The sequence below is a fragment of the Xanthobacter sp. DMC47 genome (genome assembly GCF_056313845.1).
The window spans coordinates 258,052-270,440 of record NZ_JBQUZM010000005.1; the positions used below are offsets into that span (position 1 = coordinate 258,052).

Consider the following 12,389-nt stretch of genomic DNA (forward strand, 5'->3'; position numbering starts at 1 on the left):
CGGCCGCCGGCCGCGGGATGTCTCAGAAGAGCGAGGCCGCGCCCGGGCAGACGGGAGCGGGCATCTCGCTGGCAAGGCCTGCGGCCGCCGCCAGCAAGGCCATGTCGCCGTTCCATTTCCCCACCAGCTGCACGGCGAGCGGGCCACCATTCTCCGCAAGGCCTACCGGAACCGCGAGCGCGGGGTGGCCCGACAGGTCGAACAGGGACAGGGCCGAAGTCCATTCCGCGCGCAGCGGCCCCACGGCCTCGCCATCGATCACCAAGGGAGTGGAGAGGTCAAAGTCCGCCGCCACCAGCGGGGCGGAAAGGCAGGGGGTGAGGATGAAGTCGTATTGCGAGAACTTCGCCTGCACGCCCCGGAACAGCTGGGCGCGGGCCGCCTGCGCCCGCATGAGGTCGAGCGCACTGAAGCTCCGTGCCACCTCGATCCCGGCCCGCAGCGCCGGCGACAGACGCGCGAAATCCCCTGCGGAGGTCGAGGCGAAACGCAGCGCCCAGTTGGTTTGCTGCAGCGTGCTCCAGATGGGATCTGGCGCGGCGAGGGCGTAGTCCTCTTCCACCACCTCCGCACCGAGCCGCTCCAGCGCGCGCTCGGCCATCCGGGTCGCCGCCTCGACCTCGCGGGACACGCGGGAATTGCCGGCGCGCATCCACAGGAGCACACGGGCGCCCGCAAGTGCGCCTGCGGCCGGCGCGAGCGGCGGCGCCCGCAGGCTCCAGGGGTCAGCCGGCGACGGCCCCGCGACTATGGGCAGGGTCGCCGCGATGTCGGCCACGCTGCGGGCGATCAGCCCGAGATGGATGAAGCTGCCGAAGGCATCCGGCACCCGCTCGTGGGGCACGAGGCCGAGGGTGGGCTTGAAACCATAGGTCCCCGTGGCCGCAGCCGGCAAACGACTGGAGCAGCCGGCATCGGTGGCGAGCGTCACGGATGTCACCCCGAGCGCGACGCTCGTCCCGGCGCCGGAAGAGGAGCCGCCGCAGGTAAGGTCCGGTGCGAAGGGATTGAGCGTCAACCCGTTGAGCGGCGAAGAGCCCAGCGGAGAATGGGCAAATTCCGTGGTCGTCGTCTTGCCGAGGATGATGGCCCCCGCCGCCCTCAGCCGGGCCACGGCCGCGATATCCGACGCCGCAGGCGCGGCATCCGCGAACAACAGCGAGCCCCAGCGCGTGGGCAGGCCGGCACAGTCCAGGATGTCCTTCACCGCGACCGGAACGCCGGCGAGCGGCCCCGGCGTGTCTCCAGCCGCGAGGCGGGCGTCCATGTCCGCCGCGGCGGCACGGGCACCCGCGCCGTCGAGGACGGCGAAGCAGTTGACCCCCGCCTGCGCCGCCTCAGCGCGTGCGAGCGCCGCCTCGACCGTCTCCGTCACCCGCCGCGTACCCGCAGAATGCGCCGCTGCGAGGCGCACGACTTCGCTTTCTGTCCCGATGCCGTCCATGCTCACACCGGGATGCAGAGCGCGTTGTCGATGAGCAGGCTGTCGTAGATGCAGACGCGCGAAGCGAGCTTGAGCCCACCCTCCTCCCGCACGAAGCGGTCGATGTAGCGGCCCACCTGGTGGATGGTCGCATCCGGCCGGTCGAACAGCACCTGGAACACCACATAGTTCGCGGTGGCGTCGATGCTGCCGTCTGGCGCCTCGGCGACCTTCAGGTTGCCTACCATGTGCCTGAGATAGCGCGGCGCGAACATGGCGGTCTTCTCCAGCGCAAAGGCGCGGTCGCGGATCATGCCGCGGTTCTCGCAATAGATGAGGCCCACGGGGAGCTTCCGGTCGTAGTTCTCACGCGAGATGATGTTGTAGAAACCGTTGACGGTGAACATCTCGGCCCAGTCCGCGAGGCGCTGCTGGTCGAGGGCCGAGGCATAGGCCTCGTTGAAGGCCTCCACCTCCGCCTTCAGCAGCAAGGCATCGATGAGATCGTCGCGGGAGGGCGCGGTTGCGCTTGAAGGGTTCAGCATGTTCGCACCTCCTCAGGCGATGCCCATGGCGTCGCGCCAGTGGCGGTACATGGCGCGGATGGCCGCTTCCGAAATGAGGGTGTCGGCGGTGCCCGCCTCGGTGCCGGGATCAAGCTTCACCAGATGCTCGCCGCCGGGCACACCCAGCATGCCATCCTGCACGAACTTGATGGCCTCGTTGTCCTCCAGCCCGAGAAAACCCGCCGGGCCCATGAGGTTGCCCTGCCGCAGGCGATGGCGGGTCATCTCCTCGTCGTCGCCCTCGAAGCCGAACATGGTCCATTTCATGATGAACTCGTTCGGACCCGTGGGCACGATGTGGCGGATGCCCAGGGTGTTCATCTCACGCTGCACGATGAGGTTCGGCCAGATGGTGGCCATGGTGACGGACCACGGGCTGTCGAATTCGTCGATGAAGTCCATGAAACGCGGCTCCTCGAGGGTCATCCCCTCCTTGTAGGCGCGCATTTCCTTCTTCTTGTCGGCGTCGATGTGGGTGGTGTCCGACTTCGCCGAGGCCATCACCCCATGGCGGCCGGACGGATCGGCCAGCATCAGCGACTTGTTGCCCGCGACCAGCAGGCCGAACGTGACCAGGAAGGTATGCAGCAGGGTCGCGTGGTACGGGTCCTTGAGGTTCTCGTGATAGAGCTTCCAATTGCCCGGCAGGCTATGGCGATAATGGCCGAGCAGCTTGGGCTTGCGGCCGTCGAACGTCGCCTCGAACTCGCGCAGCACCTCGGGGCCGAGATAGTCGGGGAAGCTCTCCATGTCTTCGACATAAGAGGCGAAGACGACACCGCGATGGGTGGTGACGTTGAGCTGCTTGAGACCGTGGTCCGCCGGCTTGAAGTCCTTCGGCATCCCACCCTTGCCGTCCACCCCGCGGCGGAAGGGGACGCCCACGAGATTGCCCTTCAGGTCATAGGACCACTGGTGATAGGGGCAGACGAACTCCTTGGCATTGCCGGACAAATCGCGGCAGAACTCGGCCGCGCGATGGGCGCAGCGGTTCTCGAACACGTGGATCGTCCCATCTTCAGCGCGGGCCACCACGACGGGGGTGGGGCCGACATTGGAGCGGATGAAGTCGCCGGGATTCTCGATCTCGCATTCCAGCGCGACGAAATTCCAGGTGCGCCCGTGGAAGATGCGCTCCACCTCGCGCTGGTAGACGGTTTCGTCCGTGTAGACCCAGTCCGGAATGATGGAGAGGCCTTCGTCGGGCCACACGTATTTCCTGGCGAACTGGGCGTCGGGGCTCGCGCTCATGTCGTCCTCCTCAGGATCGATCGGCGGTGGTTCAAAATCGCCCGGCGCAAGAAGACGCGCGCCGTGGGCGGCAAGGTCGAAGGGAGCTTCGGAGGCCAACTCCGCGCGGGCGGCGCGGATGGCGGCGGCATCGGACAAGGCGATCACGGCGGTGACCCGCCCGTCCGCGAGGGTGCGATAGACGGCGCCAGCCGCCCCGTCGGTGCCACTCAAGGCCACGCCGTCGCCAGTGCCGGGCACGCCCAGCATCTGGATGTTGAGGCCGAACTGGTCGGTCCAGAACCACGGCGCCTTCTCGGTGCGGGGGCTCTCGTCGCCGGCAATGCTGCGGCCGGCGGCGGCGCCCTGCTCCTCGGCATTCTGCCAGCTTTCGAGCCGGCCCCGCCGCCCGTTGAGCGGCGCATGATGGAGCGCGCAGTCGCCGGCGGCCCAGATGCCGTCAATGGTGGTGCGGCCGGCAGCATCGACCACGATGCCGCCCGCAACCTCGCAGCCGGCCATGGCTGCAAGCTCGGTCTCCGGCACGAGGCCGACGCCCACCAGAACGGTGTCGGCGACGATCTCGCCCGCCGTCGTCGCGAGCGTCAGAGCGCCGTCGCGCGCGCTGATGGCCTCGACCGCGACATGGCGACGGACCTCGACGCCATGGGCCTGCGCGAGGCGTCGGAAAGCGGCGCCGAGGGCCGGCGGCAGGAGGCGGGACATCAGTTCGCCCTCGCGCTCCAGCAGCACGACCTTCAGGCCCCGCGACCGGGCGGCGGAGGCCAACTCCAGCCCGATGAAGCCGCCGCCGACCACCGCAACGGTGCGGGCGGACGAGAGGGAGGCGGCGATGGCGCCGGCATCCTCCAGCGTGCGCAGGTGGTGCACGCCGGGCAGATCATCGCCCGGAACGCCGAGGCGGCGGGCCGTGCCGCCGGTGGCGATCAGGAGGGCACCGTAGGGAATTTGCGTGCCATCCGAGAGGGTTGCGATACGCGCCGCAGCTTCGGCGCCGGTCACGCGCAGGCCCGGATGAAAGGTCACGCCCAGCGCCGCCACGTCGGCGGGCGGCAGGCGGCAGGCGGACACCGGGTCGAAGGCATCGCCCAGCGCGTCCTTGGAGAGCGGAGGCCGCTCATAGGGCAGATGCGGCTCGGCGCCGACGAGGTGGATGGGAGCGGAAAAGCCGGCCGCCCGCGCCCCGCGGATGGCGGCAGCGGCGGCCTGGCCGGCCCCGGCGATCACAAGCGGGAGCGATTTTTCTTTCGGTATTTCCGTGGCTTGATCCGCATCCACCGCGCCGGCATCAGAGGGGCTGTCGCTGGCGGTGTCGAGGTCCACGAACACCGCGCCGCCCTCCACCTTGGCGGCATAGGTGGCGAGATCCTGGGTAAGGGGGGCGCACAAAGCGCGGCCGGTGCGGATGTCGAAGACGCCTTGATGGAGCGGGCACTCGATGGTGCCGTCCTCCACGTAGCCATCTTTCAGGAAGGCGAGCGCGTGGGTGCAGATGCCGTGGGTGGCGTGAACCTCATTTCCCACGCGGAACAGTGCGATAGGAATGCCGTCCACCTCGACCCCGGTGACGCCGCCGTCGCGCAGCGCGTCGAGTTCCGCCACCTTCCTGAAGCCCATCGCGTCCTCCCACCGTTTCCGGCGAATTTAATCAGTATACTTTCTATTTTCGGGCGACAAGCCACCCGGTCTTCAAACGTTCGACATCAGCTCGGGCGGCGATCCACCCAGGTTTTCACCCGTCCAAACCACGCTTTCAGCACCACTTTGAAAAGGCCGGCTGCCGAGAGACCCGTCGCAGCGGTCGGCGCCTCCCCCTTCAGGGCGGCGGCGAGATTGGTGGCGAACACCCCTGTCAGGTGCGAGACCAGATTCTGCACAAGCGCGCCCCGTGAAAACTGGGCGAGGGGACCGGAGATGCGGTAGCGCAGGGCAAGGTCGATGGCGCTCCCGGCGCCGGCCGGCTTCAGGGCGAAGGTGATCTCGCCATGGGCTCTCGAGCCGGAGCCGCCATCCCGGCCGGAGCCGTTGACGAGGCCGGTGCGCGCCGCATTGTCGAAGGTCACCGTCGCATCGCCGCCGAAGGCCGCCTTGATGGGGCCGAAGGTGACCACCATGCGGCCCTCCAGCCGCTCCCCGTCGAAGGCGGTCACCTCGGCGCCGGGGAGGCAGCGGGCGATGAGATGAATGTCCTTCAGCGCCGGCCACACGGCGTCGGGCGGGGCATCCACGGTGAGGCTCTGGCGGATCTCGCTGCCGCCCGCTCCGACGGACGCAGCGGGGGCCGGTGCGGCCTTGGCAACGGCCGCCGCCACCGGCGTGGGCGCGGTCGCCGCAGCGATGCCGACCGCCTCCGCCTGCGCCGCTGGCGCCTTGCCGGCAGAGACGGCGCAGACGGCGTTCACGATGCCCACATAGCCGGTGCAGCGGCAGAGATTGCCGCTCAGCTCCTCGCGCACGGTGCGTTCGGATGTCTCCCCGAGACGGCTCACGATGTCGCGGGAGGAGATGAGCATGCCCGGCGTGCAGAAGCCGCACTGGAGGGCGTGGTGGGCGGAGAAGGCCTCGCGCAATTCGCCCATCAGCGCATCGCCATCGAACCCCTCGATGGTCCGGATGTCCGCCCCGTCGCAGGCGGCGGCCGACGCGATGCAGGAGCGCTGGGGCTTGCCGTCGATGAGCACGGTGCAGGCGCCGCACACCCCCTGCTCGCAGCCGAGGTGCGTGCCGGTGAGGTTCAGTTCCTCGCGCAGGAAATCGGCGAGATGCGTGCGCGGCTCCACCTGTCGGGAGAGGCGCTGGCCGTTGACGGTGAGGGTGATGGCGTTCATGCGAGCCCCGCATCGGTGAAGGCGCGGTCCACGGCCACCTGATGAAGAGCGCGGAACGCCTCCGGGTGGCCGGCCAGCGCGGCTTCGATTTCGTCATTGGCGGCGGCGCGCGCCCCCGCGATATCCCCGGCCTTCAGCCGCTCCCCGGCCCCGGCCAGCACCAGCGGCGGCGCCTCCACGGCGCCCGCCACCACGCGGGCATGGCCGCGTCCGGCATCCACCGCCACGGCGCCGATGGCCTGGGCGAATTCGCCGGTCTTGCGGCACACCTTGTGGTAGCCCGTCTTCGCCTCGGCGGAGAGCACCGGCACGCGGATGGCGGTGATGATCTCGTCCGCGCCGAGCACGGTGGTGTAAGCCGCCAGCATGAAGTCGGCCACGGCGCAGGCCCGCGTGCCGCTGCGCCCGCGAATGAGGAGCGTTGCGTCCAGCACGGTCATGGTGCTGATCCAGTCCGCCGCCGGGTCAGCATGGGCGATGCTGCCGCCGATGGTGCCGCGATTACGCACGGCCCGATAGGCGATGCCATGGGCGACGCGGCGCATCAGTCCGCTGGTCACGTCCGGCACCACGCCGTCCTCGATCTCCGCGTGGGTCCAGCCCGCGCCGATGTCGAGATGGGTCGCGCTGCCTTCCAGCGTGCGCAATTCGCCGACGCGCCGCAGGTCCACCAGGGCGGCCGGCCGGGCGAGGCGCAGATTCAGCATCGGTCCCAGCGAGCAGCCGCCGGACACGGGCTTGGCCCCCTCGCCCGCCAGCACGGAGAGGGCCTGATCGAGGGAGGTCGCGAGGGTGAGGTCGAAGGCGGCGGGTTTCATGCGGCGCTCCGTCCATTGTTGGCGCGCCGCGCCTCGGCGAGCGCCGCGAGCACGCGCTCGGGCGTCGCGGGAATCTCGCACAGGGTGGCGCCGAGATCCTTCAGCGCATCGTTGATGGCGTTCACGATGGCGCCGGCCGGGGCGATCGCCCCGCCCTCCCCCACGCCCTTGATGCCATGAGCGGAGAAGGGCGAAGGCGTCTCGGTGTGGGCGATGCGCACCTTGGGCAGTTCGGTCGGTCCCGGCAGCAGATAGTCCACGAGGGTGGAGGCGAGGGGCTGGCCCTCGGAATCGTAGGTGCTTTCCTCAAACAGCGCGGTGCCGATGCCCTGGGCGACGCCGCCATAGGCCTGCCCTTCGACGATCATCGGGTTCACCATGCGCCCGCAATCCTCCACCACCACATAGTCGAGGATTTCGGTGGCGCCGGTCTTCACGTCCACGGCCACAAGGGCGGCATGGGTGGCATAGGAGAAGAGGCCCGTGTCCACGTCCGGCTTGTAGCCCTCGGTCACTTCAAGGCCGCCCGTGTCCACGCCGTCGGGCAGCACCTCGGGGGTGCGATACCAGGCGCGGGCGATCTCGGCGAAGGAGATGGAGCCGGTCGGCCCGTGGATGGCGCCGCCCTCGAACCGCACCTGCTCGGCCGAACACTGCATGAGGTGGGCGGCCAGCGCCTTCACCTTCTCCGCCAGCTTCTGCGCCGCCTTGGAGACCGCGCCGCCGGCCATGACGATGCCGCGCGAGGCATAGGCGCCGGTGGAGAAGGGCGTGGTGGCGGTGTCGCCCAGCGTCACGCGGATCTGCGCGATGGGCAGGGTGAGGATTTCGCTCGCCACCTGCGCCAGCGTCGTCTCAAGACCCTGGCCGATGGTGTGGATGCCGGCCTTCACATCGGCGCTTCCGTCCGGATTGAGGCGGATGGTGGCCTGTTCATAGCCCGGCACCAAAGGCGTACCCCAGGAGGCGAACACCTTGGTGCCGTGGGCCGACTGCTCGGTGTAGGTGGAGAAGCCGACGCCGATGACCCGGCCGTCCTGTTCCCCCATCTTCTGCCGGGCGCGGATGGCCTCGAAGCCGATCATCTCCCGGGCGGTGGCCAGCGAGGCGGGATAGTCGCCGCTGTCGTAGAATTTCTTGGTGATGTTCAGGTAGGGCATGGCCGAGGCGGGCACGAGGTTTTCCGCCCGCACATCAACGGCCTCGCGGCCCACGGCGGCGGCGACCGCATCGATGGTCAGCTCCATGGCGAAGCACACGCCGGGTCGCGCCACGCCGCGATAGGGCGCGAAGGGCGGCTTGTTGGTGGCCACCGAATAGGTCTTGCAGCGATAGTGGGGCCAGATGTACGGCCCCGGCAGATTGCCGCCGGCCTGCGCCGCCTCGAGGCACGCCGTGAAGGGCCAGACCGAATAGGCGCCAACGTTCACCGCCACTTCCGCGTCGAGTGCGAGCAGCTTGCCGCGTTCGTCCGCATAGGCGGTGATGACATATTCATGCTCGCGGGCATTGGCGCCGGCGGTGAGATGCTCGCGCCGGTCCTCGATCCAGCGGAAGGGGCGCTTGAGGGTCATCGCCAGCCACGCCACCAGTATTTCCTCCGGCTGGAGCAGGCATTTGTAGCCGAAGCCGCCGCCCACGTCTGGCGGGGCGATGCGGATCTGGGCTTCCGGCAGGCCCAGGGTCTCGGCGAGGCCGGCGCGGATCATGTGCGGCACCTGGGTGGAGGTGTTCACCACCAACGTGTCGCCCTGGAAATCCCACCACGCCACCAGCCCCTTGCCCTCCATGGGGTGCATGCACTGGCGGCCAGTCCGGAAGCGCTTCTCCACCTTCACGGCGGCGGTGCGGGCGACCTCCTCGATGCCGCCGGAATCGAAGCTGGTTTCGAGGAAGAGGTTGTCGCCCCACGCCTCGTGCAACAACGCGGCGCCGGTGGCGCGGCCGCTGTCGCAATCGACGATGGCAGGCAATTCCTCATAGTCGAAGAGGGTGGCCTCGCAGAGGTCTTCCGCCTCGGCGCGGGTGGGCGCATAGGCCATGGCCACGATGTCGCCGACGAAGCGCACCTTCTCCCGGGCCAGCGGCGGATGGGCGGAGAGCTTGTAGCCGGGGATGGTGGAGCGGGTGATGATGTCAGCGACGCCCGCGCAGTCGGCCGAGGTGAACACCGCGCCCTCATGCCCCTGCGGCTTGGTCACCGAAAGGATGCGCGCGTGGGCCACCGGGCTGCGCAGGAAAGCCACATCGCTCATGCCGGGCATGCGGATATCGCCGGCGAAGCGGCCGCGGCCCATCAGGTGGCGCGCATCCTCCTTGCGGCGGACGCGGGCGCCGATGCCTTCGCCGCTGACGGCGGGATGGGTCTCATGGTCCACGGACATGGCGTCCCTCTCTCCTGGCACTGGTGGGGCGGCAGAGGCCGCCGCCCCGCGTTGTTCATAGCGCGGTGGGTCCGCTTACGGCCATTTGGGGGCAGAGAAGCGGAAGCTGTCGAGACGATAGTCGGCGACGCGCATCCAGGAATTGGATTCGTTCAGGAATGTCTTCCACGGCTCGTAGATCTTCTTGAAATCCGGGTTGGAGGCGGCGACTTCCGCGAAGGTCTCCAGCGTCGCCTTGTAGACGGCCTCCATCACCGGCTGCGGGAAGGCACGCAGCTCGACGCCGGCGGCGAGCAGGCGACGCAGGGCCTCGGGGTTCTTGGTGTCGTAGTTCGCGAGCATCATCAGGTTCTGCTCGGTGGCGGCGGTCTCGAAGGCGGCCTTGAAGGCGGGCGGCAGCGCGTCCCAGGCCTCCTTGTTGGTCAGCGTGGTGATCTGGGCGCTGCCCTCCCACCAGCCCGGCGTGTAGTAATACTTCGCCACCTTGTTGAAGCCGAGCTTCTCGTCGTCATAGGGGCCGATCCACTCGGCCGCATCGATGGTGCCGCGCTCCAGCGAGGGATAGATGTCGCCGGGCGCGATCTGCTGCGGCACCACGCCGAGCTTGCTCAGGATGCGCCCGCCGAGGCCGGCGATGCGCATCTTCAGGCCCTGCAGATCCTCAAGGCCCTTGATCTCCTTGCGATACCAGCCGCCCATCTGCACGCCGGTATTGCCACAGGGGAAGGAGACCATGTTCTCCTTGCCGAACAGCTCCTGGATCAGCGCCTTGCCGCCGCCGTAGTAATACCAGGCATTCTGCTGGCGGGCGTTGGTGCCGAAGGCGATGCCGCCGTCGAAGGCATAGGCCGGATTCTTGCCGGTGAAGAAGGCGGTGAGGGTGTGGGAGCATTCCACCGTCTTGTTCTTGGTCGCGTCGAACACCTGCGTCGCGCCGACGATCTCGCCGCCGGCAAACGGCATCACCTCGAACTTGCCCTCGGTCAGCTCGCCGATGCGCTGGCACATGGCCACCGCCGAGCCGTAGATGGTGTCGAGGCTCTTCGGCCAGCTCGTGGCCATGCGCCACTTCACCGTCGGCTGGCTCTGGGCGATGGCCGGCGCGGCCACGAGGGTGGCGGCGGAGCCGGCGGCGATGTTCGTCAGGAAGGTCCGTCTCTTCATTTTCATTCCCCTTTGTTTTTGACTGGTCGGCATCTGTCGGCAAACGGGGGTCAGAGCCCGGCTCCGGGCTTCGGCAGATCATCGAGGCCGGGCATGGCGGGCAGGCCGAGGCCGCTCGCGGGGGCATCGAGGCTGTCGAGCTGGCGCTGGGCGGCGGCGGGATCGGAGGCGGGGGCCGACGACTTGTAGTGCATCACGAGGCCGGGGAAGACGGCGATGATGCTCACCATCACCAGCTGGATCACCACGAAGGGAATGGCGCCCCAATAGATCTGCGCCGAGGTGACGGGCTCCATGCGCTTGCCGGTGAGGCGGTCGAGATAGGCCGTCTTCGGCGCCACCGAGCGCAGATAGAAGAGCGCGAAGCCAAACGGCGGGTGCATGAAGGAGGTCTGCATGTTCACCCCCAGCATCACGCCGAGCCAGATGAGGTCGATGCCCAGCTTGTCCGCCGCCGGCGCCAGCAGCGGCACGACGATGAAGGCCAGCTCGAAGAAATCGAGGAAGAAGGCGAGGACGAAGATCAGCGCGTTGATGAACAGCAGGAAGCCCATCTGCCCGCCCGGCAGGCTGGTGAGCAGGTGCTCCACCCACAGGTGGCCGTTGATGCCGTAGAAGGTGAGCGAGAACACCCGCGCGCCGACCACGATGAAGATGGCGAAGGCGGAGAGCTTGGCCGTCGTCTGCGTCGCCTGGGTGAGGATGGAGAGGGAGAAGCGCGCGGGGTTCTTCTCCAGCCGGCGCTTGAGCGCGGCGAGCACCATGGCGCCCAGCGCACCCATGGCGCCGCCTTCCGTGGGCGTCGCGACGCCGAGGAAGATGGTGCCGAGCACGAGGAAGATGAGCAGCAGCGGCGGCACCATGACGAAGGTGACGCGCTCGGCCATGCGCGAGACCAGAGGCAGGCCGGTGAAGCGCTCCACGCCACCGGCGATGAAGGCATAGAGCGCGCCGGCGGCGATGATGTCCGCCACGAGCCCGACCGTCGGATGCCCGCTCTCGCGCAGCAGCACATAGGCCGCGCCGAACGCCGCCGTGAGCACGGCGGAAAGGACGAGCCGCCGGGCGCCGAGGAAGCGGTTCAGCAGGGCGCAGACGAGGGCCACCACCACCGCCATGCAGATGGCGAGGATCGCATAGTCCGCCCCCGCCTTGATGCCGGTCTCCCGCATCAGCAGGGTGGCGACGGCGGCGGAATAGGCGACCAGCACACCGAGCTGCCACACGCCGCGCGCGCCGGACGGCTCGCAGCAGGTCAGCGCCTCGCGCGGCAGGCCGGGCGCCGACTTCGGCGAGACGATGGTGACCGCGAACACGAACAGCGCGTAGAGGCCGGAGAGGATGAGGCCGGGCAGGAAGGCGCCCTCATACATGTCGCCCACCGAACGGCCGAGCTGGTCCGCCATCACGATCAGCACGAGCGAGGGCGGGATGATCTGCGCCAGCGTGCCGGAGGCGGCGATGACGCCGGCGGCGAGGCGCCGGTCGTAGCCGTAGCGCAGCATGATGGGCAGCGAGATGAGGCCCATGGAGATGACCGAGGCCGCCACCACGCCCGTCGTCGCGGCCAGCAGCGCGCCGACGAAGATCACCGCATAGGCGAGGCCCCCGCGCACGGTACCGAACAACTGGCCGATGGTCTCCAGCAGGTCTTCCGCCATGCCGGAGCGCTCCAGCACCAGCCCCATGAAGGTGAAGAAGGGGATGGCGAGCAGCACCTCGTTGGCCATGGTGCCGAACACCCGCTCCGGCAGCGCCTGGAGGAGCGGCCAGGACAACGTAATCGCGTCCGGCGCGTAGGGCGAAAGCTCCACGGCGATGAAGAAGAACAGCAGCCCGTTGGCGGCCAGCGCGAAGGCGACGGGATAGCCCAGCAGCATGAACACGACGAGCGTCGCGAACATGATGGGGGCGAGGTTGTGGGCAATGAACTCGATCATCGGAGCGGCCTCAGG

At 68.8% G+C, this 12,389-nt stretch carries 8 protein-coding genes; all 8 read right to left on the reverse strand.

What is annotated here, in order from left to right:
- Positions 1 to 22 precede the first annotated feature (22 nt).
- Complete coding sequence (locus tag ACT54R_RS21390) at positions 23 to 1,375, reverse strand: amidase (RefSeq protein WP_476329749.1); 1,353 nt, start codon at positions 1,373 to 1,375, stop codon at positions 23 to 25.
- A 71-nt stretch (positions 1,376 to 1,446) separates the two neighbouring features.
- Entirely contained in the window at positions 1,447 to 1,968 is a 522-nt protein-coding gene (locus ACT54R_RS21395; protein WP_476329753.1) for an aromatic-ring-hydroxylating dioxygenase subunit beta, read from the reverse strand.
- Positions 1,969 to 1,980: 12 nt separating this feature from the next.
- A complete protein-coding gene (locus ACT54R_RS21400; protein WP_476329757.1) occupies positions 1,981 to 4,857 on the reverse strand; it encodes an FAD-dependent oxidoreductase in 2,877 nt (958 codons plus the stop codon).
- A gap of 86 nt (positions 4,858 to 4,943) precedes the next feature.
- Entirely contained in the window at positions 4,944 to 6,068 is a 1,125-nt protein-coding gene (locus tag ACT54R_RS21405) for a xanthine dehydrogenase family Fe-S subunit (RefSeq protein WP_476329760.1), read from the reverse strand.
- Complete coding sequence (locus tag ACT54R_RS21410) at positions 6,065 to 6,886, reverse strand: FAD binding domain-containing protein (RefSeq protein ID WP_476329763.1); 822 nt, start codon at positions 6,884 to 6,886, stop codon at positions 6,065 to 6,067. Before ACT54R_RS21410 ends, ACT54R_RS21405 begins: the two co-directional genes overlap by 4 nt.
- Positions 6,883 to 9,270 carry a xanthine dehydrogenase family protein molybdopterin-binding subunit gene (locus ACT54R_RS21415; RefSeq protein ID WP_476329766.1) on the reverse strand — a complete coding sequence of 796 codons (2,388 nt, stop codon included), beginning with the start codon at positions 9,268 to 9,270 and terminating at the stop codon, positions 6,883 to 6,885. Before ACT54R_RS21415 ends, ACT54R_RS21410 begins: the two co-directional genes overlap by 4 nt.
- Positions 9,271 to 9,345: 75 nt before the next feature.
- Positions 9,346 to 10,434, reverse strand: a complete 1,089-nt coding sequence (locus tag ACT54R_RS21420) for a TRAP transporter substrate-binding protein (protein WP_168457457.1) — start codon at positions 10,432 to 10,434, stop codon at positions 9,346 to 9,348.
- 50 nt (positions 10,435 to 10,484) lie between these two features.
- Positions 10,485 to 12,374: a TRAP transporter large permease gene (locus ACT54R_RS21425; RefSeq protein WP_168457456.1), complete on the reverse strand. Its 1,890-nt coding sequence runs from the start codon at positions 12,372 to 12,374 to the stop codon at positions 10,485 to 10,487.
- Positions 12,375 to 12,389 lie beyond the last annotated feature (15 nt).

Coding starts and splice junctions, on each gene's coding strand:
- ACT54R_RS21400 (WP_476329757.1), bottom strand. CDS start 4,857: ATGGGCTTCAGGAAGGTGGCGGAACTCGACGCGCTGCGCGACGGCGGC.
- ACT54R_RS21415 (WP_476329766.1), bottom strand. CDS start 9,270: ATGTCCGTGGACCATGAGACCCATCCCGCCGTCAGCGGCGAAGGCATC.
- ACT54R_RS21395 (WP_476329753.1), bottom strand. CDS start 1,968: ATGCTGAACCCTTCAAGCGCAACCGCGCCCTCCCGCGACGATCTCATC.
- ACT54R_RS21420 (WP_168457457.1), bottom strand. CDS start 10,434: ATGAAGAGACGGACCTTCCTGACGAACATCGCCGCCGGCTCCGCCGCC.
- ACT54R_RS21405 (WP_476329760.1), bottom strand. CDS start 6,068: ATGAACGCCATCACCCTCACCGTCAACGGCCAGCGCCTCTCCCGACAG.
- ACT54R_RS21410 (WP_476329763.1), bottom strand. CDS start 6,886: ATGAAACCCGCCGCCTTCGACCTCACCCTCGCGACCTCCCTCGATCAG.
- ACT54R_RS21425 (WP_168457456.1), bottom strand. CDS start 12,374: ATGATCGAGTTCATTGCCCACAACCTCGCCCCCATCATGTTCGCGACG.